The sequence below is a fragment of the Pseudomonas sp. SAR267 genome (genome assembly GCF_052077595.1).
GTDB lineage: Bacteria > Pseudomonadota > Gammaproteobacteria > Pseudomonadales > Pseudomonadaceae > Aquipseudomonas > Aquipseudomonas vlassakiae.
The window spans coordinates 4,112,802-4,138,512 of sequence record NZ_JBQIHU010000001.1 but is presented as its reverse complement, the minus strand read 5'-3'; the positions used below and the strand labels follow the sequence as shown (position 1 = coordinate 4,138,512).

Here is a 25,711-nt window from a genome sequence, read left to right as displayed (position 1 = left end):
CCCGCTCCTGCTGCTCACCGCAATCAGTCCAGCGCGTCGACCAACGCCTGGTTCATCTCTGGCGTGCCGATGGTGATACGCAGGAACTGGGCAATCCGCTCCTGCTTGAAGTGACGCACGATCACCCCTTGTTCACGCAGGCGCGCCGCCAACTGCGCGGCATCCTGCTGCGGGTGGCGGGCAAAGATGAAGTTGGCCGCCGATGGCAGCACCTCGAAGCCCTTTGCAACCAGCTGCTCGACCAATGTCTCACGGCTGTCAATCACCTTGCGGCGGGTTTCCTCGAAGTAGGCCTGATCTTCGAACGCCGCCGCTGCCCCGACGATGGCCATGCGGTCGAGCGGATAGGAGTTGAAGCTGTTCTTGATCCGCTCCAGCGCCTCGATCAGGTCCGGATGGCCGACGGCCAGGCCCACTCGGAGTCCAGCCAGCGAACGCGACTTGGACAAGGTCTGGGTGACCAGCAGGTTGTCGTAGCGATCGACCAGGCTGATGGCAGTCTCGCCGCCAAAGTCAATGTAAGCCTCATCCACCACCACCACCGAATCACGGTTGGCTTGCAGCAGCTGTTCGATCGCTTGCAGCGGCAGCAGGCAGCCGGTGGGTGCGTTAGGGTTGGGGAAGATGATCCCGGCATTGGGCTTGGCGTAATCGGCGACGCGGATCTGGAACTGCTCATCCAGCGCCACCTGCTCGAAGGCAATGCCGTAAAGGCCGCAATAGACCGGATAGAAGCTGTAGCTGACATCCGGGAACAGCAGTGGACCGCGATCGTGCTGGAACAGACCGTGGAAGATGTGGGCCAGCACCTCGTCCGAGCCGTTGCCGACGAAAACCTGGGCCGGGGTGACGCCGTAGTACTCGGCCACGGCCTGCTTGAGCCGGTCGCTGTTCGGGTCCGGATACAGACGCAGGTTATCGTTCAGCTCGCCGCGCATGGCCTCTAGCGCCCTGGGCGAGGGGCCATAAGGGTTCTCGTTGGTGTTCAGCTTGACCAGGCGGGCCAGCTTTGGCTGTTCGCCCGGCACGTAAGGCACCAGCGCCTTGACGAAGGGGCTCCAGAATCGACTCATGTTCAGTTCCCCTTGTCTTGGGTCAGGATACGGTATTCAGCGCTGCGGGCGTGGGCGGTCAGCGACTCGCCACGGGCCAGCACCGAGGCGGTGTGGCCAAGCTCGGATGCGCCCTGTTCGGAACAGAAGATGATCGACGAACGCTTCTGGAAGTCATACACCCCGAGCGGCGACGAGAAGCGTGCGGTGCCGGAAGTCGGCAACACGTGGTTGGGGCCGGCGCAGTAATCGCCCAGTGCTTCGCTGGTGTGGCGACCCATGAAGATCGCGCCCGCGTGGCGAATCTGAGGCAGCCAGGCCTGCGGGTCGGCAACCGACAGCTCCAGATGCTCGGGAGCGATGCGGTTGGCCACTTCGATGGCCTGCTGCATGTCGCGCACCTGGATCAGCGCCCCACGGCCGTTGACCGACTTTTCGATGATCTCGGCCCGTTCCATGGTCGGCAGCAGCTTGTCGATGCTGGCGGCCACGCGGTCGAGGAAAGCGGCATCCGGGCTGACCAGGATGGCCTGGGCGTCTTCGTCGTGCTCGGCCTGAGAGAACAGGTCCATGGCGATCCAGTCCGGGTCGGTCTGGCCGTCGCACACCACGAGGATTTCCGACGGGCCGGCGATCATGTCGATACCGACCTGGCCGAACACGTGGCGCTTGGCGGTAGCCACATAGATGTTGCCAGGGCCGACGATCTTGTCTACCTGCGGCACGCTTTCGGTGCCATAGGCCAGTGCGGCAACGGCCTGCGCTCCACCGACGGTGAACACGCGGTCGACGCCGGCGATGCAGGCAGCGGCCAGCACCAGTTCATTGACCTCGCCACGCGGGGTCGGCACCACCATCACCACTTCGGTGACGCCAGCGACCTTGGCCGGAATCGCGTTCATCAGCACCGACGAGGGGTACGACGCCTTGCCGCCGGGCACGTACAGGCCGGCACGGTCCAGCGGGGTGACCTTCTGGCCGAGCACGGTGCCGTCGGCTTCGGTGTACTGCCAGGAGTCCTGCTTCTGCCGTTCGTGGTACATGCGTACGCGATTGGCGGCCTTCTCCAGGGCTTCACGCTGGCTGTCGGTGATGCGGGTCAGGGCCAGTTCCAGGCGCTCGCGGCCAAGGATCAGGTCATCGATGCTTTTGGCGTCAACACCGTCGAAGCGCTGGGTGAATTCCACCAGCGCGGCGTCACCGCGCTCACGCACCGCCTTGATGATGTCGAGCACGCGCTGGTTGACCGCGTCATCGGACACACTTTCCCAGCTCAGCAGATGATCCAGATGTCGGGCGAAATCCGGATCAGCGGCGTTGAGACGGGCAATTGCAGTGGACACGGTCATGGCGAGGGCCTCGATTATTAGCGAATGCTCAGGCGCCCTAGGCTACCAGTCCATCCGCGCGGGCACCCGAGAAAAATGGCTATGACGCGGATAGACGGGCGCGACAGCCGAAGCCGCGCGCAGTAGGTAGAGAATTAGCCGCGGTGTCGCGATTCGACCGCTCCGCGCAGCGTGTCGATCAGGCTCTGGATGCGGGCGTGCTGCATCTTCATGGAAGCTTTGTTGACCACCAGGCGCGAGCTGATCGTGGCGATCAGTTCCTGAGGCTCCAGGCCGTTGGCGCGCAAGGTGTTGCCAGTGTCGACCACGTCGATGATCTTGTCGGCAAGATTGATCAGCGGTGCCAGCTCCATCGAACCATACAGCTTGATGATGTCGACCTGGCGGCCCTGCTCGGCGTAATAACGCTTGGCGACATTGACGAACTTGGTGGCGACGCGCAGGCGACCCTTCGGCTCGGGCGCACCGACCGCACCGGCGGTCATCAGCTTGCACTTGGCGATCTGCAGGTCCAGCGGCTCATACAGGCCCTGGCCGCCGTACTCCATCAGCACGTCCTTGCCAGCCACACCGAGGTCGGCGGCACCGTGCTCGACATAGGTCGGCACGTCGGTGGCACGCACGATCAGCAGGCGCACGTCGTCCTGCGTGGTGGGGATGATCAGCTTGCGGCTCTTGTCCGGGTTCTCGGTCGGCACGATACCGGCCTCGGCCAGCAACGGCAGGGTATCGTCGAGAATACGGCCTTTGGAAAGCGCGATGGTCAACATTGGAACGTCGGTCCTTAAGCGGCTACTGCCGGCCGGGCTGCGACAGCCCGACCGCATTCAATTCGTTGTGGGAGCGGGCTTGCCCGCGAACACCGGTAAAGCCGTTGCCATGCAACGCGGCGGCTTCTTCGCGGGACAAGCCCGCTCCCACATGCAGACTATCAGCCCGGTACGCGGCGGATCTTTGCGCCGAGCATCTGCAGTTTTTCTTCGATGCACTCGTAACCACGGTCGATGTGGTAGATGCGGTCGATCAGGGTATCGCCTTCGGCGACCAGCGCCGACAGTACCAGGCTGGCGGATGCCCGCAGGTCGGTGGCCATGACCGGAGCACCCTTGAGTGCCGGCACGCCGGTGACGATCGCGGTATTGCCTTCAACCTGGATCTGCGCGCCCATGCGGTGCATTTCGTACACGTGCATGAAGCGGTTTTCGAAGATCGTCTCGATGACCGCGCCGGTGCCTTCGGCGATGGCGTTCAGCGAGATGAACTGCGCCTGCATGTCGGTCGGGAAAGCCGGGTACGGCGCGGTACGCAGGTTGACGGCCTTCGGCCGCTTGCCGTGCATGTCCAGCTCGATCCAGTCTTCACCGGTGGTGAGGTCGGCGCCCGCTTCCTTCAGCTTCTCCAGCACGGCTTCGAGGATGGTCGGGTCGGTGTCCTTGACCTTGACGCGACCGCCGGTCACGGCAGCGGCGACCAGGTAGGTGCCAGTCTCGATACGGTCAGGCATGACGCGGTAATGTGCCGAAGCCAGGCGCTCGACGCCATCGATGGTGATGGTGTCGGTACCGGCGCCCTGGACCTTGCCGCCCATGGCGTTGATGAAGTTGGCCAGGTCGACCACTTCAGGCTCACGCGCGGCGTTTTGCAGCACGCTGCGGCCTTTGGCCAGGGCAGCAGCCATCATGATGTTCTCGGTACCGGTCACGCTGACGGTGTCGAAGAAGAAGTGCGCGCCGCGCAGGCCGCCTTCAGGCGCCTTGGCCTTGATGTAGCCGCCTTCGACTTCGATCTTCGCGCCCATGGCCTCGAGCCCGCGGATGTGCAGGTCGACCGGGCGCGAACCGATGGCACAGCCACCTGGCAGGGCCACTTCGGCTTCACCGAAACGCGCCACCATGGGGCCGAGCACCAGGATCGAGGCGCGCATGGTCTTGACCAGCTCGTAAGGGGCTACCAGGGTCTTGATGGTACGCGGGTCGATTTCCACCGCCAGCTTTTCGTCGATCACAGGCTCGATGCCCATGCGCCCGAACAGCTCGATCATGGTGGTGATGTCGTGCAGGTGAGGCAGGTTGCCCACGGTGACCGGGCCATCGGCAAGCAGGGTCGCTGCCAGGATCGGCAGGGCCGCGTTCTTCGCGCCGGAAATGCGGATCTCGCCGTCGAGACGAGCGCCGCCAGTAATAATCAGTTTGTCCATTGGTGTCTCGCCGCCACGTTGGCTCAGGTGCGCTCAGCCCAGGCTGCGCTGCTGAAAAATTTCATGGTTACCGCATGGATGCTGCCATTGGCGATCCACGGATTCAGGTGAGCATAGATCGCCTGCTGACGTTTGACCGGGCTCAGGCCAGCCAACTCGTCGCTGATCACGTTCAACTGGAAGTTGCAGCCTTCGCCTTCAACTTCGACCCGGGATCCCGGCAATTTCTCTTCAAGGAAGCTCTTAACTTCTACGGCCTGCATGCTCAACCTCAATCGGCGCCCGATGCGCACGGGTCGGCCATCATACAAAAAAGCCCCTCGCCTGCGAAGCCCAACGAAAGGGCGCGCGACCGAGGGGCCTCTCATCACTGCCAAGCCATCAGCTTGCCAGCACCTCATCGAGGTCATAAACCCCGGCGATTTCCCGCATGTCGTCAGGCATGCCACGCACCTCGACGGCCTTGCCGGCGGCCTGGGCGTCACGAATGAACGCCAGCAGCAGCGACAGGCCAACGCTGGTGGAGCGCACCACGGCCGAGCAGTCCAGCAGCAGACGCGCTTCACGGCAGGCGCCGATCAGCGCCTTACCCTGCTTGCGCAGGGCTGGCCCGCTGCGGTAATCCAGTTCACCGGCCAGGCACAGCACGCCAGGCTCGGCCATGGTTACAGCGGCCTCGCTCATTTGACGGTCTTCTCTGGCGAGTTGTCGGCAGCTTCCTTGGCCTTGGCCACTTCGCCGGCCCAGCCGTCGATGGTCTTGTCCAGATCGTTGCCATTACGCTGCATGGCATCGGCGAACTGGTCGCGGAACAGCTTGCCGATGTTGATGCCGTTGACGATGACGTTGCGTACCTTCCACTCGCCGCCAAGGTTCTCCAGGGTGTACTGCACCGGATAGACCGCCCCGTTGTTGCCGGTCACCTTCATGCCCACACTGGCGCGCTTGCCGTCATCAGCCTTGGCCGGGTCGACGCTGATGCCCTGGTTGTTGTACTCCAGCAGCGCGTTGCCATAGAACTGGAACAGGCTGCGCTTGAAGTTCTCCTGGAAGCGTTGAATCTGCGCAGGAGTGGCCTTGCGCGAGTACTTGACGGTCATGATGCTTTTCGAGATGCCTTCAGCATCCACTACCGGACCGAGAATGCGGTTGAGCGCATCGTAGAAGGCATTCGGGTTGGTCTTGTACTGCTCTTTGTTGGCCTTGAGGTCGCTGAGCAGCTCAGTGGTAGTGCTCTGGACCACCTCGTGCGGCGACTGCGCGGCCAGGGCCATCAGGGGGAAGGCCGCCAGCAGCACCAGCAGGCCACGTCGCAGGATCGAAATCATGGAAACTCCTTAATTAGCCGGTTGCGCTTCTTTTGGTTCCTTGCCAACGGAGTTGAGCAGGAACTTGCCAATCAGATCTTCCAGCACCAGCGCCGACTGTGTGTCATGGATGGTCGAGCCATCCTTGAGCACGTCTTCTTCACCGCCCACGCTGATACCGATGTACTTCTCGCCAAGCAAGCCGGCGGTCAGGATCGAAGCAGTGGAGTCGGTCGGCAGGTTGTTGACCGCCTTGTCCAGCTGCAGCGTCACACGACCGGTGTAGGAATCACGGTCCAGATCGATGGCGGTGACCTTGCCGATGGTGACACCGGCCATGGTCACTTTAGCTCTGACCGTCAAACCCGCGATATTGTCGAAGTACGCATAAACTTTATAGGTATCGCTGCTCGGGCTGGCCGACAGCCCGCTGACACGCAGGGCCAGCAGCAGCAGCGCCAGGATCCCGGCCAGGAGGAACAGGCCGACACCGATTTCCAGGGTGCGGTTTTGCATCAGAAATCTCCAAACATCAAGGCGGTCAAAATGAAGTCCAGACCCAGTACTGCCAATGAGGCATAGACCACGGTCTTGGTGGTGGCGCGGCTGATCCCCTCTGAGGTGGGTTCGCAGTCGTACCCCTGGAATACGGCAATCCAGGTCGTGACGAAGGCAAACACCAGGCTCTTGATCAGCCCGTTGAGCACGTCGTCGGTAAAGGAAACACTATTCTGCATGTTGCCCCAGAACGAGCCTTCGTAGACGCCCAGCCAGTCGACCGCGACCCACGAACCGCCCCAGATGCCGACCACGCTGAAGATCAGCGCCAGCAGCGGCAGCGAGATGAAACCGGCCCACAGGCGTGGCGCAACGATGTACTTGAGCGGGTCGACGCCGATCATTTCCAGGCTCGACAACTGCTCGGTGGACTTCATGTTGCCGATTTCGGCGGTCAGCGCGGAACCGGCGCGGCCAGCGAACAGCAGCGCAGTGACCACCGGGCCGAGCTCACGCAGCAGGGTCAGGGCGACCATCTGCCCGACCGCCTGCTCGGAACCGTACTTGGTCAGGATGCTGTAGCCCTGCAGGGCAAGCACCATGCCGATGAACACGCCGGAAACGACAATGATCGCCAGCGACAGCACACCCACCGAGTAGAGCTGCTTGGTCAGCAACTGGAAACCGCCACCAATGCCGCCACGGCCGATCAGTGCATGGAACAGGAACAGGCACGAGCGCCCGAGCACGGCCAACACGTCGATCGCCGAGCGCCCGAGCAGGCGGATACGTTCGAGTAAGGATTTTCTGCGCATCACCGCGCCCCCAGCAAATCGGCGCGGTAGTCAGGCGCGGGAAAGTGGAATGGCACCGGGCCGTCCGGGTCGCCTTTCATGAACTGGCGAATGCGCGGGTTGTCCGAGCCCATCAGCTCGTCGGGCGTCCCCTGGCCCAGCACCTGGCCATCACCGACCACATATATGTAGTCGGCGATACTGGCGGTTTCGGCCAGATCGTGGGAGACCACGATACTGGTAATACCCAAGGCATCATTGAGCAGACGGATCAAGCGCACGAGCACCCCCATGGCGATCGGGTCCTGGCCGACGAATGGTTCGTCGTACATGAGGATCTGCGGGTCCAGGGCAATCGCCCGGGCCAGCGCCACCCGACGCTTCATGCCACCGGACAATTCGTCCGGCATCAGGTCGATGGCACCGCGCAGGCCAACCGCCTGCAGCTTCATCAACACGATGTCACGGATCATTTCGTCCGAAAGCTGGGTATGCACGCGCAAAGGAAAGGCGACGTTCTCGAACACATCGAGATCGGTGAACAACGCACCACTCTGGAACAGTACGCCCATTTGCTTGCGGGCGTCGAACAGGTCGCTGCGCGAGAGGCTCGGCAGGTTCTGCCCGGCCACCCACACTTCTCCGCTCGACGGCCGCAGCTGCGCGCCCATCAGGCGCAGCAGCGTGGTCTTGCCGCAACCCGACGGCCCCATGATCCCGGTGACCTTGCCACGCGGGATACGGATGTCGACATTGCTGAAAATGCTGCGCGAACCGCGCTTGAAGGTGACTCCCTTCAACTCGACCGCGTAGGCGCTATCCACACTCATCTAGACTCCTTGCTGATGCAGCCTCGCACTTATTGACGCTGGCCCTCATCGTGAAGGCACAGCGCCCTTGGCAGGCCGAATAGCGGCGAACTATAGCACTGCTGACCTCACGCCCCCAAGGGCATGGAACAGGTCGTTCAGGCCAGCGACAGGCATTGATGGCATTTGAGAAAGCAATCGAAAGGATGAGGCTTTTTTGTATTGCGGCTATAATCGCCGCCTTTTAATCAGGCATTGCTTTTCGACATGAGCCAATCCAGCGAGCTGATCCACTCCGCCCAGCGCACCCTGCGCCTGGAACTCGAGGCCGTTCAAGGCCTGGTGGCCCGCATCGACGCCAATTTCGTCAAGGCCTGCGAGCTGATCCTGGCGAGCAAGGGCCGGGTCGTGGTGGTCGGCATGGGCAAATCGGGGCATATCGGCAACAAGATCGCCGCCACCCTGGCCAGCACCGGCACGCCAGCATTCTTCGTGCATCCGGCCGAAGCCAGCCATGGCGACATGGGCATGATCACCCGCGACGACGTCATCCTGGCCCTGTCCAACTCTGGCAGCACTGCCGAGATCGTGACGCTGCTGCCGCTGATCAAGCGCCTTGGGATCCAGCTGATCAGCATGACCGGCAACCCGGACTCGCCCCTGGCCCAGGCCGCCGAGGTCAATCTCGACGCCAGCGTCACTCAGGAAGCCTGCCCGCTGAACCTCGCCCCGACCTCCTCTACCACTGCCGCACTGGTACTGGGTGATGCGCTGGCCATCGCCCTGCTCGAAGCGCGCGGCTTCACCGCCGAGGACTTCGCCTTTTCGCACCCTGGCGGCGCCCTGGGTCGCCGCCTGCTGCTCAAGGTCGAGAATGTCATGCACGCCGGTGAGGAATTGCCCCAGGTACAGTGCGGCACGCTGCTCAAGGACGCGCTCCTTGAGATGTCCCGCAAAGGTTTGGGCATGACCGTGATCGTTGGCAGCGATGGCAAGTTGGCCGGGATCTTCACCGATGGCGACCTGCGCCGCAGCCTGGACCGCAACATTGATGTGCACACCACACTGATCGATCAGGTAATGACCGTGCATGGCAAGACGGCTCGCGCCGAGATGCTGGCGGCAGAGGCCCTGAAGATCATGGAGGACCACAAGATCAGCGCCTTGGTGGTCGTGGACAAGGACGAGCGCCCGACCGGCGCCCTGAACATGCACGACCTGCTGCGCGCCGGCGTGATGTAAAGGAGAACGAACCGATGACTGAAGATCTCATGCAACGCGGCAAGGCGATCAAACTGGCCGTTTTCGACGTCGACGGCGTACTGACCGATGGCCGCCTGTACTTTCTTGAAGATGGCAGCGAATTCAAGACCTTCAATACCCTGGATGGCCAAGGCATCAAGATGCTCATGGCCTCGGGCGTAACCACGGCGATCATCAGCGGACGCAAGACTCCGGTCGTCGAGCGCCGGGCGAAAAACCTCGGTATCCCTCATCTTTACCAGGGCCGTGAAGACAAATTGGTCGTACTCGACGGCCTGCTCGCCGAACTGGGCCTAAGCTATGAACAAGTCGCCTATCTGGGTGACGACCTGCCCGACCTGCCGGTAATCCGCCGGGTAGGCCTGGGGATGGCCGTAGCCAACGCCGCACCGTTCGTTCGCCAGCACGCCCACGGCGTAACCCTGGCACGCGGTGGCGAAGGTGCCGCACGCGAGTTCTGTGAACTGATCATGCACGCCCAGGGCACCCTGGACGCTGCCAACGCCAACTACCTTTAAGGCTGCCCATGTTCAGCAAGAAAGCCCGCAATATCGCGCTGCTCGCGGTTGTTGCCGCCCTGCTCGCGGCAATCGGCTACTGGAATGTCAGCCCTGAAAGCTTCCTCGACAAGCCAGTCGCCCAGGTCGACGAAAGTGCCATCGATTATTACGCGATCAACGCGCATAGCGTGCAGTTCATGCCTGATGGCAAGCTGCAATACGAGATGACCGCCGACAAGGTCGAGCACCTGAGGGCCAGTGAAGTCACCCTGCTGACCACCCCCGACCTGCACATGTACCGCGGCACCGAATACCCTTGGCATGTGCAGAGCGAACGCGCAGAGGTCAACCCGGATGGTACCGAGGTCGAGCTGATCGAGAAGGTCCGCGTGCAACGCATCGACGAAAAGCAGCGTGAATTGATCGTTACCAGCTCGCGCATGACCGTATTCCCGCAGAAGCAATATGCGCAGACCGAGCAAGCCGTTAGAATCGACGGCGCCGGTGGCACGACTACGGGTAAAGGAATGAAAGCGTATTTGAAAGAAGGCAAGATGGACTTGCTCTCTAACGTAAGAGGACAGTATGAGGCTCGTTAAAACCCTCCCCCTTTTGCTCAGCCTGAGCGCAGCACTGGGAAGCGCGAGCGCCTTCGCCCTGCCGACCGACCGTGACCAGCCTATCCGCATCCAGGCCGACAACGCGCACCTGGACGACAAGCAGGGCGTGGCCACCTATACCGGCGATGTGATCATCACCCAGGGCTCGATGATGATCAAAGGCAATACCGTGACCATGACCCGTGCCGCCAATGGCGACATCGATGTGGTGACGTCGGTGGGCAACCTGGCCTACTTCGAGCAACAGCAGAGCACGGCCAAGCCCGACAAGATGAAAGGCTGGGCGGTGACCATCCAGTACCAGGCGCAGAAAGACACGGTGATCCTCACCGACCGCGCCAAGGTCGAGAACGAAGGCAACACCACCGAAGGCGAGAAGATCGTCTACAACACCAAGACCCAGGTTGCGACCGCTGGTCGTGGCGGCAACGTGACTCAACCACGTCAGCGCATCGACATGGTGATCCAGCCGAAGAAGAAGGCCGAGTAAATGGCAACCCTCAAAGCCCAGCACCTGGCGAAGAGCTACAAGGGGCGGCAAGTCGTGCGTGATGTCAGCCTGTCGATCGACAGCGGGCAGATCGTCGGCCTGCTCGGCCCCAACGGCGCCGGCAAGACCACTTGCTTCTACATGATCGTTGGGCTGGTCCAGGCCGATCAGGGGCGCGTACTGATCGACAACCTCGATGTCAGTCACCAGCCCATGCACGGCCGCGCCCGCGCCGGTATCGGCTACCTGCCGCAGGAAGCCTCGATCTTCCGCAAGCTATCGGTAGCCGACAACATCATGGCCATTCTCGAGACCCGCAAGGACATCGACCGCGAAGGCCGGCGCAAAGAGCTGGAAAGCCTGCTGCAGGAGTTCCACATCAGCCATATCCGCGACAACCTCGGCATGAGCCTTTCCGGTGGTGAACGCCGCCGCGTCGAAATTGCCCGCGCCCTGGCGACCGCACCGAAGTTCATCCTGCTGGACGAACCGTTTGCCGGCGTCGACCCGATTTCCGTGGGCGACATCAAGCAGATCATCCATCACCTCAAGGCCAAGGGGATCGGTGTACTGATTACCGACCACAACGTCCGTGAAACCCTGGACATCTGCGAGACCGCCTACATCGTCAACGATGGCCGACTGATCGCTGAAGGGGACGCCGAGACCATCCTGGCCAACGACCTGGTCAAGGAAGTCTACCTGGGCCACGAGTTCCGGCTCTGACCCTCGGGACGTGCCTGGAGCACTGGCATTAATGCCCTGCAGGGGCTTAAGTTGTTACAGTGCTCTAGGCAAACGCTACAATTTGAGGCATAAATCTTGCTTGAATTTGGCGCTTTGGCGCCCTCGTGTAGTGGATGGCGCATGCGCGCCGGCGAACAAGGTATTAAGCCCCTGCCATGAAACCATCGCTCGTCCTAAAAATGGGCCAGCAACTGACGATGACCCCGCAGTTGCAACAGGCCATCCGCCTCCTTCAGCTTTCCACCCTGGACCTCCAGCAGGAAATCCAGGAAGCGCTGGAGTCCAACCCGATGCTCGAACGTCAGGAAGACGGCGACGACTTCGACAACAGCGATCCGATGGCGGACAACGTCGAGAACAAGCCGGCCGCCGAAGTCCCGGACAACAGCTTCCAGGAAAGCACCGCCAGTGCCGAAACCCTGGAAGACGGTGAGTGGAACGAGCGAATCCCCAACGAGCTTCCGGTCGATACCGCCTGGGAAGACATCTACCAGACCAGCGCCAGCAGCCTGCCCAGCAATGATGACGACGAGTGGGACTTCACCACCCGCACATCGGCCGGCGAAAGCCTGCAGAGCCACCTGCTGTGGCAGTTGAACCTGGCACCGATGTCCGATACCGACCGCCTGATCGCCGTCACCCTTATCGACAGCATCAACGGCCAGGGCTACCTCGAAGATACCCTGGAAGAAATCTGCGCAGGCTTCGACCCGGAGCTGGATATCGAGCTTGACGAGGTCGAGGCGGTGCTGCACCGCATCCAGCAGTTCGAGCCAGCCGGCGTCGGCGCCCGCAGCCTGGGCGAGTGCCTGTTGCTGCAATTGCGCCAGTTGCCCGCCAGCACGCCCTGGATGAGCGAGGCCCAGCGCCTGGTCACCGACTTCATCGACCTGCTCGGCAGCCGCGACTACAGCCAGCTGATGCGCCGCATGAAGCTCAAGGAAGACGAACTGCGCCAGGTGATCGAGCTGGTGCAGAGCCTCAACCCGCGGCCCGGTTCACAGATCGAGTCGAGCGAACCGGAATACGTGGTTCCCGACGTGATCGTGCGTAAGGACAGCGACCTCTGGCTGGTCGAGCTGAACCAGGAAGCGATCCCGCGCCTGAGGGTCAACCCGCAGTATGCCGGCTTCGTTCGCCGCGCCGATACCAGCGCCGACAACACCTTCATGCGCAACCAGTTGCAGGAGGCGCGCTGGTTCATCAAGAGCCTGCAAAGCCGCAACGAAACGCTGATGAAGGTCGCCACGCAGATCGTCGAACACCAGCGCGGCTTCCTCGACCACGGCGACGAAGCAATGAAGCCGCTGGTCCTGCATGACATCGCCGAAGCGGTGGGTATGCATGAGTCGACCATTTCGCGGGTGACCACACAGAAATACATGCACACCCCGCGTGGCATCTACGAACTGAAATACTTTTTCTCCAGCCACGTCAGCACCGCCGAGGGCGGAGAATGCTCGTCTACGGCGATCCGCGCGATCATCAAGAAACTGGTTGCTGCGGAAAATCAGAAAAAGCCATTGAGTGACAGCAAGATCGCTGGTTTACTGGAGGCACAAGGCATCCAGGTAGCCCGTCGCACCGTCGCCAAGTACCGCGAGTCCCTCGGCATCGCACCGTCGAGCGAGCGCAAGCGACTGATGTAGCCCCCGGATGTGCCACAGCGTTTGTGGGGCAGGTGCAATACCTGCCTCTTTATGCACGGGCAACAAAGGAGAAGCTGTATGCAAGTCAATATCAGTGGACAGCATGTAGAAGTCACCCAGCCACTGCGCGATTACGTGCTTGAAAAGCTCGCTCGGGTGGAAAGTCACTTCGACAAGATCACCAACGTGCAGGTCATCATGAAGGTCGAGAAGCTGCAGCAGAAGGTCGAGGCGACCCTGCAGATTCCCGGCGGTGAAGTGGTTGCCAACGCGGAACACGAAGACATGTATGCAGCGATCGACGCCTTGGCCGACAAGCTCGACCGCCAACTGAAAAAACACAAGGAAAAACAGCAAAGCCTGCTGCAAGGTGCAGCTGCGCGCTGATCCCTCTCATCCATGATCCGACTTGAAACCATCCTGACCCCCGGCCGTTCCCTGGTGAACGTGCCGGGCGGCAGTAAGAAGCGCGCCCTGGAAAAGGTCGCCAACCTGATTGCCGAGCAAGTACCTGAGCTTGCGATGCAAGACGTCTTTGAAAAGCTCATCGCTCGCGAAAAACTGGGCTCGACCGGCTTTGGCAATGGCATTGCCATCCCCCACTGCCGGCTTGAAGGCTGCGCTTCCCCGGTGAGTGCCCTGCTGCACCTGGATGCGCCGATCGACTACGACGCCATCGATGGTGCTCCGGTGGATCTGCTGTTCGTCCTGCTGGTACCAGAGGCGGCCACCGATGCCCATCTTGAACTGCTGCGCCAGATCGCCAGCATGCTCGATCGCAAGGAGGTCCGCGATAGACTGCGTGCCGCCGGTAGCAGCGAGGCACTGTACCAGGTTGTCCTGGACGCACAGAACGAGCACTGAACATGCGCCTGATCATCGTCAGCGGCCGGTCTGGCTCCGGCAAAAGCACCGCCCTCGATGTCCTGGAAGACAACGGCTTTTACGTCATCGACAACCTCCCGGCCGGGCTTCTGCCACAGCTGGCCGAGAACGCGTTGATCAATACTGAACTGCTGCAACCTAAAGTGGCGGTTTCGATCGATGCACGCAACCTGCCCAGCCACCTGTCGCGCTTCCCCGAGCTGTTGGAGGAGGCCCGTGGGCGCCACATTCAGTGCGATGTGCTGTTTCTCGATGCCGACGAAGACACGCTGCTCAAGCGCTTCTCGGAAACCCGCCGTCGCCATCCGCTGACCAACGCCGACCGTTCGTTGGCCGAAGCCATCCGCGTCGAAAGCGAACTGTTGGGGCCGATTGCCGACCTTGCCGACCTGAAAATCGATACCACCAGCCTCAACCTTTACCAGCTGCGCGATTCAATCAAGCTGCGCCTGCTCAACCAGCCTGAGCCTGGCACCGCCTTTCTGGTCGAGTCGTTCGGCTTCAAGCGCGGGATGCCGGTCGATGCCGACCTGGTGTTCGACGTACGCTGCCTGCCCAACCCCTACTGGAAACCGGAGCTGCGCGAACATTCCGGCCTGGAACAGCCAGTCATCGACTACCTTGCTGCACAGCCGGACGTCGAAGAGATGTTCAACGACATCTCGAGCTACCTGCTCAAATGGCTGCCACGCTTTGCCGCAAGCAACCGCGCCTATGTCACCATCGCCATTGGCTGCACTGGAGGCCATCATCGCTCGGTCTACATCACCGAGCGCCTCGGCCAGCTGTTGCAGCAATCCCTGAAAAACGTCCAGGTCCGCCACCGCGACCTCTAGCCCACAGGATCCACCGCACGATGCCCGCCCGCGAAATCACCATCATCAACAAGCTGGGCCTGCATGCCCGGGCGGCAGCCAAGTTCGTCGGCGTGGCCGGCAAATACCCCTGCCAGGTCCGCATCGGCCGCGCGCCCGACAAGCTGATCGACGGCAAGAGCATCATGGCGGTGATGATGCTGGCGGCAGGCAAGGGCACCCAGGTGCACCTGATGACCGAGGGCGAGCAGGATGACGAAGCCCTGGAAGCGCTGGTGGCGCTGATCAACAACTACTTCGACGAAGGTGAATGAAGGCCGCTGGGGCCCGGCCAGGCCGGAGGCGGCACCAATCAGCAATGCCTTGAACCGTGCCGCCCTGCCAGCACCAGCGCTATCACCAGTCCAGCCAGGCGATACCGCGGGCCAGCAGCAACGCCGTGCCGGCGATTGACAGCAAGCCGCCCAGCGCCAGCCGGAGGGCGTGTTCCCACAAGTCCAGGCCCAATGGCGATCAAATGCCACCAGCGGTGAGTTTTTCCGGGTCCAGCAGTGCTTCGAGCTGATCGCGCGACAGGTCGGTATGTTCCAGTGCTACATCGATGATCGGGCGGCCCTGCTGGTAAGCGGTCTTGGCGATTTCGGCGGCCTTGAGGTAGCCGATGATCGGGTTCAGCGCGGTGACGAGGATCGGGTTGCGCGCCAAGGCTTCCTTGAGCTTGCCCTCGTTTACCTTGAAGCTGGCAATCGCCTTGTCGGCCAGCAGGCGGCTGGCGTTGGCCATCAGCTCGATGCTCTCCAGCAAGTTGCGGGCGATCACCGGCAGCATCACGTTCAACTCGAAGTTGCCCGATTGCCCGGCCACAGCGATGGTGGCGTCATTACCAATGACCTGGGCGGCGACCATGGCAGTGGCTTCCGGGATGACCGGGTTGACCTTGCCCGGCATGATCGACGAACCCGGCTGCAGGCCCTGCAGCTCGATTTCGCCCAGGCCAGCCAAGGGGCCTGAGTTCATCCAGCGCAGGTCGTTGGCAATCTTCATCAGCGCCACGGCGGTGGTCTTGAGCTGGCCAGACAGCGCCACGGCGGTGTCCTGGGAGCCGATCAGCGCGAACAGGTTATGGCCAGGGGTGAACTCAACGTTGGTAAGCCCGCTCAGTTGGCGCGCAAAGCCGGCGGCGAACTGTGGGTGGGCGTTGATCCCGGTACCCACTGCGGTGCCACCCTGGGCCAATGCCTGCAGGCTCGGCAGGGTCGCTTCGAGATGTGCTCTGGCGCCATTGACCTGCGCAGCCCAGCCATCGAGCACCTGGCTCATGCGCACTGGCATGGCGTCCATCAGATGGGTGCGGCCGGTCTTTACATACTGATGCACCTGGCGTGACTTGGCCTCGATCACCTGAACGAGGTGGCTCAACGCCGGCAGCAGTTGCTCATGCAGCGCCAGCGCGGCGCTGACATGAATGGTGGTGGGGATGATGTCGTTGCTGCTCTGGCCACAGTTGACGTGATCATTGGCATTGACCGGCTCACCGAGCACCCGGCTGGCCAAGGTGGCGATCACCTCGTTCGCGTTCATGTTCGAGCTGGTCCCCGAGCCGGTCTGGAACACATCCACCGGAAAGTGCTGGATGAAATCTGCGCCCAGCAATTGCTCGACCGCCTCGACGATGGCCTGGCCCTGCCCTGGCGACAGCTGCTCCAGCTCGATGTTGGCCCGAGCCGCAGCGGCCTTGGCCAGCAACAAGGCGCGGATGAACTGGGCGGGCATGCGCTGGCCGCTGATCGGAAAGTTATCTACCGCGCGCTGGGTCTGCGCGCCATACAGGGCCCTGGCCGGCACCTGCAGCTCGCCCATGCTGTCACGCTCGATACGGGTATCACTCATGTTCAAATCCTTGCATCAGTTCATCGGGAGAAATCGACGGCAGCAGCCGGCAGTTGGCCAGCTGCAAGGCATAAGGCTGCCAGCGCAGGTTCCGCTCCTGGCGATCGAGGTTGCGCAGGTCCAGCAACGGTCGCCAGGCCTGGTCCAGGCACAGGCAGCGCCAATGCCACGGCAACATGCGGTCGCAGGCGGTATCCAGCAGCAGGCGGAAGGAGGTCAGCGCCACGGTCCATGGCGAAGTTTCGGTGCAGCACACCAGGTAACGGCCTTCGGCCAGGTAGTGCTCGATCAGGCGCGGCTCATCAGGTTCGAGGGCGCAGCGGATACGCCGGCTGAGCCAGCGCCAGTTTTCCAGGTAAGGCAGTTCGCGCAGGACGGGTTTCATGAACATCATCGCCAAGTTGCCAGATAATGATATTCATTATTGATTGATAAACAGAATCAATTCAAGCATCAGCCCAGCAAAGAAAAACCCGGCACGATGGCCGGGCTTAATTGACGCTGGGCATTCCTGCCCCGATGTCAGCTACCAGCGACCGTCATTCGCTCGATCAGGACCGACCCCGTGTGAATATTGCTACGGGTTTCGAGATCACAGCCAACTGCAACAATTTGCTGGAACATGTCTTTCATATTGCCGGCGATCGTCACTTCCTGTACGGCATGTTGAATCTCGCCGTTCTCGATCCAGAAGCCCGCCGCACCCCGCGAGTAGTCGCCAGTCACCATGTTCAGCCCATGGCCCATCAGCTCGGTCACCAGCAGGCCACGGCCCATGCGCCGGATCAGCGCCGCCTGGTCTTCGACGCCGTGAGTGACATACAGGTTGTGCACGCCCCCGGCGTTGGCAGTGCTTGGCAAGCCCAGCTTACGTCCGGAGTAGGTACCCAGCAGGTACGACACCAGCTCGCCTTTATCGACGAACGGCTTCGCGTAGGTCGCCAGGCCGTCACCGTCGAATGCGGCGCTGCCCAGCGCGCGAGGAATGTGGGGGCGCTCGTCGAGTGTCAGCCAGGACGGGAACAGGCGCTGTCCGATAGCGCCATCGAGGAACGACGACTTGCGGTACAGGTTGCCGCCCGAGATGGCCGACAGGAAACTGCCGAACAGGCCACCCGCCAGCTCGGCGGAAAACAGCACGGGCACTTCACAGGTCGGCACCGGCCGCGCACCAAGTCGGCTGGCTGCGCGCTGCGCGGCGCGCACGCCGATGCTGCGCGGGTCGGCCAGCATGTGGCCCTGGCGGTTCACGTCATACCAGTAGTCACGCTGCATCTGGCCTTCGCCTTCAGCGATCATCACGCAGCTCAGGCTGTGCCGGGTCGAGGCGTAGCCACCGATGAAGCCGTGGCTGTTGCCGTACACGCGGCAACCCTGGTGAGTGTTCAGGGTGGTGCCATCGGCATTGAGGATCCGCGTGTCAGCGTCGAATGCCGCCGCCTCGCAGGCCAGCGCCATCTCGATGGCCTTCTCCGGCTCGATGTCCCAGTCGTGATAGAGGTCGAGGTCGGAGATTTCGCGGGCCATCAGCGCGGCATCAGCCAGCCCTGAGCATTCGTCCTCGGAGGTGTGTTTGGCAATCGCCAGAGCAGCGGCCACGGTTTCCCGGATGGCATCCGGGCCACTGGCCGAAGTGCTGGCCGAGCCCTTGCGCTGGCCTACATAGAGGGTGATGCCGAAGCCCTGGTCGCGGTTGAATTCGACCGTCTCGACCTCGCGCTGACGCACCGTGGTGGACAGGCCCTGCTCCAGCGACACCGCCACTTCGCAGGCACTGGCGCCTTGCTTGCGTGCTTCTGCAATGATCGCCTCGACCTGCTCTTGCAACGCTGGCAGGTCCTTGGGGCCTACGCTCTGGACTGCACTCATGGTTTTCTCCACTCAAATTCTGCGTTCGGCGAGGGTCATTCTACGACCGGGCACGGACAAGCGGCCCCCGACTGGTTATCATGGCGGCGATTTCTAGCGGACTGCCACCATGGTTGATTCATACGACGACGCCTTCGACGGCGAAAAAAGCAAAACCCAGATCAAGCGCGAACTGCATGCGCTGGTCGAACTCGGCGAACGCCTGACCACGGTCAAGGCCGACACCCTGGCGCGCCTGCCGCTCACCGACGAGCTGCGCAAGGCCCTGGCCGACGCCAGCAAGCACACCGCCCACGGCGCACGCAAACGCCACATGTCGTTCGTCGGCAAGCTGATGCGCGACCAGGACCTGGACGCCATCCACGCCGTGCTCGAGCAGATCGACAGCTCCAGCCGCCAGTACAACGAGCGCTTCCACAACCTGGAACGCTGGCGCGACCGCCTGATCGACGGTAACGATGAAGACCTCGAGCGTTTCGTCAACGAATACCCCGAGACCGATCGCCAGCAACTGCGCTCGCTGATTCGTCATGCCCAGCACGAAAAGGCGCGGAACAAACCGCCTGCCGCTGCGCGCAAGGTGTTCAAATACATCCGCGATCTCGACGAGATGCAGCGCGGGCTGCGCTGACTGCCGACAGCGGGCTCCTGTAGGAGCGGCCTTGCGTCGCGAAAGGGTTGCGGAGCAGCCCCAGCCATTTCTGCTGTATCGCTGAAATCCCGGGGCCGCTCTGCGGCCCTTTCGCGACACGAGACCGCTCCTGCAGGCAGCCCGCATCCTCAAGCGCCAGTACCGCCCACGGTAATCGCATCGAGCTTCAAGGTCGGCTGCCCGACGCCTACCGGCACCGATTGGCCGTCTTTGCCACACGTCCCCACCCCACTGTCCAGCGCCAGGTCGTTACCGACCATCGACACCCGGCTCATGGCCTCCGGCCCGTTGCCGATCAGGGTCGCGCCTTTCACCGGGGCGGTGATCTTGCCGTCTTCGATCAGGTAGGCTTCGCTGGTCGAGAATACGAACTTGCCACTGGTGATATCGACCTGGCCACCACCGAGGTTGGCGCAGTAGATACCCTTCTTCACCGAAGCAATGATTTCTTGTGGATCGCTCTTGCCGGCCCGCATGTAGGTGTTGGTCATGCGCGGCATCGGCAGGTGCGCATAAGACTCGCGGCGACCGTTGCCGGTAACCGCCATGCCCATCAGGCGTGCATTGAGCTTGTCCTGCATGTAGCCCTTGAGGATGCCGTTCTCGATCAACGTGGTGCATTCGGTCGGCGTGCCTTCGTCATCGACACTCAATGAGCCGCGGCGCCCCTCGAGGGTGCCGTCGTCGACGATGGTGCACAGGGGCGAAGCCACCTTCTCGCCGATCCGCCCACTGAAGGCCGAGCTGCCTTTGCGGTTGAAGTCGCCTTCCAGGCCATGGCCGACCGCTTCATGCAGCAGCACGCCCGACCAGCCGGACCCCAGTACCACTGGCAAGGTACCGGCCGGGGCCGGGATGGCTTCGAGGTTCACCAGTGCCTGGCGCAGCGCTTCGCGGGCATAGCCCATGACGCGGTCTTCAGTGAAGAAGCGGTAGTCGGTACGCCCACCGCCCCCCTGCCCGCCACGCTCGCGGCGGCCATTCTGCTCGACGATGACGCTGACGTTGAAACGCACCAGCGGGCGCACATCAGCGGCCAGGCTACCGTCGGCGGCGGCAATCAGGATGCGCTCCCAGACGCCGGCCATGCTTACGCTGACCTGCTGGATTCGCGGATCGAGGGCACGGGTGGCCGCATCCACACGCTTGAGCAGCTCGACCTTCTCGGCACGGCTGAGCACATCCAGCGGATTGTCCGGCGCATATAGCGCCGTCACGTCCTGGCTGCGGAACGCCTGGACCGTGCCGTTCTGGCCGGCGCGGGAAATCGAGCGGGCCGCACGGGCCGCCGACGTCAGCGCTTCGAGGTTGATGGCATTGCTGTAGGCGAAGCCGGTCTTCTCACCGGACTGGGCACGCACACCGACACCCTGGTCCAGATTGAAGCTGCCTTCTTTGACGATGCCGTCCTCCAGTGCCCAGGTTTCCGAGATCTGCCCCTGGAAATACAGGTCCGCCGCATCGATGCCGGGGCCTGCCAGCTCGCCCAGCACGCTCTGCAGGCTGTCGAGGGTGAGTCCGCCCGGGGCCAGGAGTTGCTCGCTGACGGTGGATAACATCTGGCTCATAGTCACTCCGAGGTGTGCGCAGGCCGCAAGGCGTCCTGCGAGAAAAAGCGCCGGTGCGTGGTTACCGGCATGCGCGCCCGAATGGACGCCTGTTCATCAATGTCACGCTCGGCGAGCAAAACCGCTTCGCCTTGCGCCTGTTCTGCGACGATCCGCCCCCAAGGGTCGACGATCGCGGCGTGGCCGTGGGTTTCCCGCGGGCCTGGATGGGTACCGCCTTGAGCTGCCGCCAAAACATAGCACTGGGTTTCAATGGCCCGGGCGCGGATCAGAACTTCCCAATGCGCTGCGCCTGTGACCGCAGTAAAGGCAGCCGGTGCCGTGATCAACTCCGCGCCTGCGCTGCGCAAGGCGCTGTACAGCTCGGGGAAGCGCAGGTCGTAACACACGCTGAGCCCCAATCGGCCTAGCGGCGTATCGGCCACCACCACCTGCGCACCATGGGCATAGTCATCCGACTCGCGGTAGCGACCACGGTTGTCAGCCACATCCACGTCGAACAGATGCAGCTTGTCATAGCGCGCCACCACTTCGCCGTGTTCGTCGATGAGCAGCGAACAGGCATGGGCCTTGGCTTCAGGCTGGCCTTGTGGTGGCAGCGGCAAGGTACCGGCAACAATCCATAATCTGAGGTCACGTGCGGTACGTTTCAACCACGGCAGGATCGGGCCTTCGCCCATGGCTTCGGCGCGGCCGATGGCGGCGGCATCCTTGCGGCCCATTGCCGCGAAGTTTTCCGGCAGCACCGCCAACCGAGCGCCGCCCAGGGCTGCCTGTTCGAGCAAGGCGCCTGCACGCTGCAGGTTGGCCAGCACATCGTCCTGGCTGACCATCTGGATGACCGCTGCCTTCATGGGCACTCCTGCAATTATTTATCGAACGGTTTCACAAACGTGATTTTAGGCTCTTTCACCGGCCCTTCGACGCGATAGTGCACACTGGCAAAACGCGACACACGGTCGCCGATCAGCCGGTCGACCAGGAACAGCGCGCCCCCGACCGCAGGCGCACCGACAATCAACGCGGCCAGTGGCAGGTTGTTGGTCACCGGCAGGGTCACCTGCAGGTTGGCAGCGACCCGATCGCGCACCAGGTCGAGGGTGCCATCGAGCTCAAAGTTGCTCGACGGCCCGGTCACGCTGATTGGCTCGCGGGTCACGTAGACGCCGCTACTGGCCACCAGCAGGCCCTTGACCCGGTCATAGGCCAGGCCCTTGTCGAACAGGTCGGAGAAGTCCAGGCGCAGGCGCCGGCCAATCGAGTTGAAGTTAAGCAGGCCGAACACACGCAGGGCCTGGGCGCCACCTTCCACCTCGACGAACTGACCGCTGCGCAAGGCCGCATCCATGCTGCCAGAGAAGCGCTTGAGGCCGACCCAGGCGGGCGAACCCGGCCAACGGCCATCCACATCCAGGCGGAAATCGCGACTGGTCACGGTCGGGGCGAACCCCCAGGCCTTGAGCACATCGGCGAGGTTCTTGCCATCGAGCCGGCCTTTGTACCAGCTGCTGGTAGCCCCCGTTTCGCCCTCCCAACCACCGCTGCCATCGACATGCAAGCCTTTGAAGTCAAGGTCGATGTCTTGCGCAGCCACGCCCCGAGCGGTGGGGCGCAACTTCAGCGCGACATTGCCGAACAGGTCGTCGCCGCGGTACAGCTTTTCGATGCTCAGGTCCAGCGCCGGCACCTTGCGTGGGTCGAACGAGGCCAACGGGTCGGGGCCTTCTTCCGATTGGGTTTCAGCGGGGTCGGCGGGCGGTAGGCGCAGTGTCTGCAGGCGCACCACCATCGGTGCAGCCTTGGCATCTGGCAGGCGCGCGTTACCGATGACTTCCTTGCTGTCCAGGCGCAGGTCCCAGGCTGCGCCGCCCCGGGTCAGGCGCACGACGGCCTGGTTCAGGTTCATGCCGAAGGCCTTCAGCTGGCCGATGCTCAGGTCGACGCTCTGCAAGTTCTGCCGGGCATTACCACCGGGGTCGTCACCAGCAAAGCGAGCGGCCTGTTCCTGCCAGGGGCCCAGGTCCAGGCTTTCCAGCCGCCCCTTGACCCGCAGCCCCTGAGCCGCTGGCAGCTGCGCCTGCCCGGAGCCAAGCAACAGTTCGCCACGGCCCTGGCCCAGCTTGTCGGCCGGTGCGGCGTAGGCGAAACGGGCCAGGTCGGCGTAAGCCGCATCGAATCGCCGCTCAGGCCCTTGCAGGTTCATGCTGAAACGACTGTCGCGGGTCTCCGCCGCCGCCTTGCCGAACGGAGCCGGCAGGTCGATGGCCAAGCCCTTGAGCGAAGAGCTGACGCTCAAGCTGTTATCACGACTGCCCAAATTGACTTGCAACTGGTACGGCAGGTCGCCTGAAGCGGGCAAGGTCTGCCTGAACTGCAACCAGTCGGTCAGGGACTTCAGCGAAGCCTGGCCGCTGGCGCTGATGCGCGTCTGCATCTGCCCGGGCTGGCCCTCGGCGCTGATCTGCGCAGTGACCGGCTTGCCGAACACCTGCAGGCTGATGTTCTTGCCGCTCAGCCCCTTGTCGAAGTCAAAGCTGAAGTCACCCTTGAGGCGCGTCAGGTCCAGGCTGGGCGGGGTCACCTTCAAACGTGCATCGGCAGTGGCGAAGTCCACCAGCACTTTTGGCCGCTCGCCATGGGCCAAGGGTACGTCGAGCTTCACATTGCCCTTGAGAGGGCCCTCGCCTTCCCAGCCGGCGAAGATCTCGCCAGTCCCGATCGGGGCTTCCTTGAGGATTTTCAGACCATCGCCAAGGCTGCCGTCGAAATTGCCGTCGAGGTACAGATGGCTGTGCTGGCCGCTGTCGACATGGGGAATATTCACGCTGACGTCGCTGACCTTGGTGTCGAGCAGCAAGCCCTTGCTGGCCTTGATGCGCACGCCGCTGTCTTCGATCAGCACATCGCCGTCCACCTGCTGCACCTGCGGCCAGCCTGGCTGGAAGTCGAGTGCGGCGTCGTGAACCTTGAAGAACAGGCTGATGCTGCGAGCCTCCGGGGTGGCGCCGTGGTTCAACGAACCCTGGTACTGGAAGTAGCCCTCATCGACGTTGCCCTTGACGATGGCGCTGCGCAGCCATTCGTCGAGGGCCGGGCTCAGCACTTCGGGCAGGTACTTGGCGGTATAGCGGCCATCGCCTTCGGTCAGGCCGACCCGCAGGTCCATGTAGCTTTCGGTGCCTTCGTCGAACAGCAGGCGAATCAGGAAATCGCCAGCGATCTTGCCCTCCTCGCCCAGCACCTTGAGGTAGGGGGCGATGAGGGTGAAACCATGCTTGTCGAGCGCCCAGGTCAGGCGCGCATTGGCCTTCTGGTATTGCCAGGGTTTGGCGAAGATCGGGTACAGGTGCAGCATGAATGCGTCAGTATCCAGCCGCAGCTCGCCATGCCCGAGGTCGCCGCTGATGCTGCCGCTGACATTGCCAGCTGCCGGTGCGCCATGATAGGCATCGAAACCGACCCTCTCCAGGTTGGCGGCGAACTGCAGCCGCTGGTCGCCCTCGGCGTTTGGCCGTGCTTCCAGCCGAACGTTGCGCAGCGCCCCGGTGACGTTCAGCCCATCGACCACGGCCATGAGCTTGTCCGACAAGGGTGCCAGGGCATCGATCAGCGGGGTCAACGGGGTGAGGTCAAGGCGGTCGGCCTGCACCTGCCAGGTTTCGTCGGCCGGGTCGTCGCCCAGGCGCTGGTTCACTTGCAGGTGCGATTCCCAGCGGCTCTTGCCGATGCTCGCCGCGAGTGAATCCACCAGCACATCGAAACCCTGATCCCGGCGCTGGAACCAGGCGGTCAACGCGAGGTTGTCCAGGGCCACCGCCTTGCGCTCGGCGTAGGCACCGCGCAGTTGCGGTGCATTGAGGCGCACCACTGCCTGCTGCAACTGGCCCTTGCTCCAGTCGACCCAGAACTCGCCACCGGCCTTCAGCGCTTCCGCCCGCCACTGGCCCAGCAAAGCGGGAGGCAACCACCGCGCCCAGTCGCTTTGCGGCAGGCTCAGGTAAGCCTCGACCGCGCCATCGCGCCAGGCTTTGGCATTTGCCCGGCTGCGCAGATTGAGCGCCAGCGGCTGGCCGTCGGGCAAGGTCGCCCGCAGGTCGAGGGCCTGGCGTGAAGCCCCGGCTTGCAGGCCGACGCTGACATAGGTAAGGGTCAACGGGTCACGCTGCCAGGGCTGCAAGGTGACCTGGCTGTCGAACACATCGATGCGGCCCAATTGACGCAAGCGCTGCAGCAACTCGGCAGGATCCAGCGGCGCGTCATCCTTTTTTGGCAACCCTTCAAGGGCCCAGCCACCCTGCTCGTCCTCGCGCAGAATCAGTTGCAGGCCACCGAGTTCGATGCGCGCCAGGCGCACTTCGCGGGAGGTCAGGCTGGCCCACAGGTCCGGTACCACCTTGACGTCATCCAGGCGCAGGGCCGATGCGCCCTCGCCCAGTTGCAGGTCACGCACGCGCAACACCGGCGCCAGGCCGCTCCAGCGCCCTTCCAGCGCCCCGACATGCACGGGTAGACCAAGCGCCTGTTCAGCCTTGCTCTCGACATCGCCACGGTATTCGGCCACCAGCGGCACCAGCTCGCGACCGAGGCTGACATACAATGCCACCAGCACCGTGAGCAAGGCACAGATGCCCAGCCCCCAACGGGTCAAGGCGACAAGAACGCGGTTCAGACGTCCCATGGCCATGGCCCTCCAGGTCGTTTATCCATGATGGCCCGACGTGCCGGGCTTGCCAGCCAGCGCCATCCGGGGCGGGTAT

27 protein-coding genes are annotated in these 25,711 nt (G+C 62.9%); 11 read left to right on the top strand and 16 right to left on the bottom strand.

The features are described from left to right. Window positions 1–23: 23 nt before the first annotated feature. The 10 genes from hisC to ACTORR_RS19400 form a co-directional block, all read right to left on the bottom strand. Window positions 24–1,073 (bottom strand): histidinol-phosphate transaminase, encoded by a 1,050-nt coding sequence (gene hisC / locus ACTORR_RS19445; RefSeq protein WP_054885962.1) that lies wholly within the window; start codon window positions 1,071–1,073, stop codon window positions 24–26. A 2-nt stretch (window positions 1,074–1,075) separates the two neighbouring features. Continuing rightward, window positions 1,076–2,401 (bottom strand): histidinol dehydrogenase, encoded by a 1,326-nt coding sequence (gene hisD / locus ACTORR_RS19440; RefSeq protein ID WP_054885961.1) that lies wholly within the window; start codon window positions 2,399–2,401, stop codon window positions 1,076–1,078. A 134-nt stretch (window positions 2,402–2,535) separates the two neighbouring features. Beyond that, the gene (gene hisG / locus ACTORR_RS19435) at window positions 2,536–3,171 is read right to left on the bottom strand and encodes an ATP phosphoribosyltransferase (protein WP_054885960.1); all 636 of its coding nucleotides are present in this window, start codon (window positions 3,169–3,171) and stop codon (window positions 2,536–2,538) included. Window positions 3,172–3,332: 161 nt separating this feature from the next. Next, entirely contained in the window at window positions 3,333–4,598 is a 1,266-nt protein-coding gene (gene murA, locus ACTORR_RS19430; RefSeq protein WP_054885959.1) for a UDP-N-acetylglucosamine 1-carboxyvinyltransferase, read from the bottom strand. A gap of 23 nt (window positions 4,599–4,621) precedes the next feature. After that, a complete protein-coding gene (locus ACTORR_RS19425; RefSeq protein WP_003255121.1) occupies window positions 4,622–4,861 on the bottom strand; it encodes a BolA family protein in 240 nt (79 codons plus the stop codon). A 118-nt stretch (window positions 4,862–4,979) separates the two neighbouring features. Next, complete coding sequence (locus ACTORR_RS19420; RefSeq protein ID WP_054885958.1) at window positions 4,980–5,282, bottom strand: STAS domain-containing protein; 303 nt, start codon at window positions 5,280–5,282, stop codon at window positions 4,980–4,982. Continuing rightward, the gene (locus ACTORR_RS19415; protein ID WP_054885957.1) at window positions 5,279–5,926 is read right to left on the bottom strand and encodes an MlaC/ttg2D family ABC transporter substrate-binding protein; all 648 of its coding nucleotides are present in this window, start codon (window positions 5,924–5,926) and stop codon (window positions 5,279–5,281) included. Before ACTORR_RS19415 ends, ACTORR_RS19420 begins: the two co-directional genes overlap by 4 nt. 9 nt (window positions 5,927–5,935) lie before the next feature. Continuing rightward, a complete protein-coding gene (gene mlaD / locus ACTORR_RS19410) occupies window positions 5,936–6,421 on the bottom strand; it encodes an outer membrane lipid asymmetry maintenance protein MlaD (RefSeq protein ID WP_054885956.1) in 486 nt (161 codons plus the stop codon). Further along, on the bottom strand, window positions 6,421–7,218 hold the full coding sequence (mlaE, locus tag ACTORR_RS19405; RefSeq protein ID WP_054885955.1) for a lipid asymmetry maintenance ABC transporter permease subunit MlaE: 798 nt from the start codon (window positions 7,216–7,218) through the stop codon (window positions 6,421–6,423). Before mlaE ends, mlaD begins: the two co-directional genes overlap by 1 nt. Continuing rightward, window positions 7,218–8,027, bottom strand: coding sequence for an ATP-binding cassette domain-containing protein (locus ACTORR_RS19400; RefSeq protein ID WP_043213285.1), 810 nt, complete (start codon window positions 8,025–8,027; stop codon window positions 7,218–7,220). Before ACTORR_RS19400 ends, mlaE begins: the two co-directional genes overlap by 1 nt. Window positions 8,028–8,273: 246 nt before the next feature. Between ACTORR_RS19400 and ACTORR_RS19395 the strand changes: the two genes are divergently transcribed. From ACTORR_RS19395 to ACTORR_RS19350, 10 genes are all read left to right on the top strand, one after another. Next, window positions 8,274–9,248, top strand: a complete 975-nt coding sequence (locus ACTORR_RS19395; RefSeq protein ID WP_054885954.1) for a KpsF/GutQ family sugar-phosphate isomerase — start codon at window positions 8,274–8,276, stop codon at window positions 9,246–9,248. A 14-nt stretch (window positions 9,249–9,262) separates the two neighbouring features. After that, window positions 9,263–9,787 (top strand): KdsC family phosphatase, encoded by a 525-nt coding sequence (locus ACTORR_RS19390; protein WP_054885953.1) that lies wholly within the window; start codon window positions 9,263–9,265, stop codon window positions 9,785–9,787. Window positions 9,788–9,795: 8 nt separating this feature from the next. Next, complete coding sequence (gene lptC / locus ACTORR_RS19385) at window positions 9,796–10,368, top strand: LPS export ABC transporter periplasmic protein LptC (RefSeq protein ID WP_054885952.1); 573 nt, start codon at window positions 9,796–9,798, stop codon at window positions 10,366–10,368. Beyond that, on the top strand, window positions 10,355–10,879 hold the full coding sequence (lptA, locus tag ACTORR_RS19380; protein ID WP_027595608.1) for a lipopolysaccharide transport periplasmic protein LptA: 525 nt from the start codon (window positions 10,355–10,357) through the stop codon (window positions 10,877–10,879). The genes lptC and lptA overlap by 14 nt, the downstream gene beginning before the upstream one ends. Then, window positions 10,880–11,605 (top strand): LPS export ABC transporter ATP-binding protein, encoded by a 726-nt coding sequence (lptB, locus tag ACTORR_RS19375; RefSeq protein WP_060511298.1) that lies wholly within the window; start codon window positions 10,880–10,882, stop codon window positions 11,603–11,605. 176 nt (window positions 11,606–11,781) lie between these two features. Continuing rightward, entirely contained in the window at window positions 11,782–13,275 is a 1,494-nt protein-coding gene (locus ACTORR_RS19370) for an RNA polymerase factor sigma-54 (protein WP_441343771.1), read from the top strand. A 78-nt stretch (window positions 13,276–13,353) separates the two neighbouring features. After that, window positions 13,354–13,662 (top strand): ribosome hibernation-promoting factor, HPF/YfiA family, encoded by a 309-nt coding sequence (gene hpf, locus ACTORR_RS19365; RefSeq protein WP_003255135.1) that lies wholly within the window; start codon window positions 13,354–13,356, stop codon window positions 13,660–13,662. Window positions 13,663–13,674: 12 nt separating this feature from the next. After that, entirely contained in the window at window positions 13,675–14,139 is a 465-nt protein-coding gene (gene ptsN / locus ACTORR_RS19360; RefSeq protein WP_085673595.1) for a PTS IIA-like nitrogen regulatory protein PtsN, read from the top strand. Between the two features lie 2 nt (window positions 14,140–14,141). Then, the gene (gene rapZ / locus ACTORR_RS19355) at window positions 14,142–14,996 is read left to right on the top strand and encodes an RNase adapter RapZ (protein ID WP_099814311.1); all 855 of its coding nucleotides are present in this window, start codon (window positions 14,142–14,144) and stop codon (window positions 14,994–14,996) included. Between the two features lie 20 nt (window positions 14,997–15,016). Next, complete coding sequence (locus tag ACTORR_RS19350) at window positions 15,017–15,289, top strand: HPr family phosphocarrier protein (protein ID WP_054885947.1); 273 nt, start codon at window positions 15,017–15,019, stop codon at window positions 15,287–15,289. 199 nt (window positions 15,290–15,488) lie between these two features. Here ACTORR_RS19350 and ACTORR_RS19345 read toward each other — a convergent pair whose 3' ends face one another. From ACTORR_RS19345 to pmbA, 3 genes are all read right to left on the bottom strand, one after another. Next, window positions 15,489–16,865, bottom strand: a complete 1,377-nt coding sequence (locus tag ACTORR_RS19345; protein WP_054885946.1) for a class II fumarate hydratase — start codon at window positions 16,863–16,865, stop codon at window positions 15,489–15,491. Next, a complete protein-coding gene (locus ACTORR_RS19340; protein ID WP_313364611.1) occupies window positions 16,858–17,259 on the bottom strand; it encodes a FagA protein in 402 nt (133 codons plus the stop codon). Before ACTORR_RS19340 ends, ACTORR_RS19345 begins: the two co-directional genes overlap by 8 nt. Window positions 17,260–17,387: 128 nt before the next feature. Next, entirely contained in the window at window positions 17,388–18,734 is a 1,347-nt protein-coding gene (gene pmbA, locus ACTORR_RS19335; protein ID WP_313364610.1) for a metalloprotease PmbA, read from the bottom strand. A gap of 109 nt (window positions 18,735–18,843) precedes the next feature. Here pmbA and yjgA point away from each other — a divergent pair, with 109 nt between their 5' ends. Continuing rightward, window positions 18,844–19,365: a ribosome biogenesis factor YjgA gene (gene yjgA / locus ACTORR_RS19330; protein WP_027920225.1), complete on the top strand. Its 522-nt coding sequence runs from the start codon at window positions 18,844–18,846 to the stop codon at window positions 19,363–19,365. 149 nt (window positions 19,366–19,514) lie between these two features. Here yjgA and tldD read toward each other — a convergent pair whose 3' ends face one another. Genes tldD through ACTORR_RS19315 form a run of 3 tightly spaced genes read right to left on the bottom strand, consistent with a single transcriptional unit; the run spans window position 19,515 to window position 25,638 of the window. Further along, window positions 19,515–20,954, bottom strand: coding sequence for a metalloprotease TldD (tldD, locus tag ACTORR_RS19325; RefSeq protein ID WP_054885944.1), 1,440 nt, complete (start codon window positions 20,952–20,954; stop codon window positions 19,515–19,517). 2 nt (window positions 20,955–20,956) lie between these two features. Beyond that, complete coding sequence (locus ACTORR_RS19320; protein ID WP_054885943.1) at window positions 20,957–21,808, bottom strand: carbon-nitrogen hydrolase family protein; 852 nt, start codon at window positions 21,806–21,808, stop codon at window positions 20,957–20,959. Window positions 21,809–21,822: 14 nt separating this feature from the next. Beyond that, entirely contained in the window at window positions 21,823–25,638 is a 3,816-nt protein-coding gene (locus ACTORR_RS19315) for a YhdP family protein (RefSeq protein WP_313364609.1), read from the bottom strand. Window positions 25,639–25,711 lie beyond the last annotated feature (73 nt).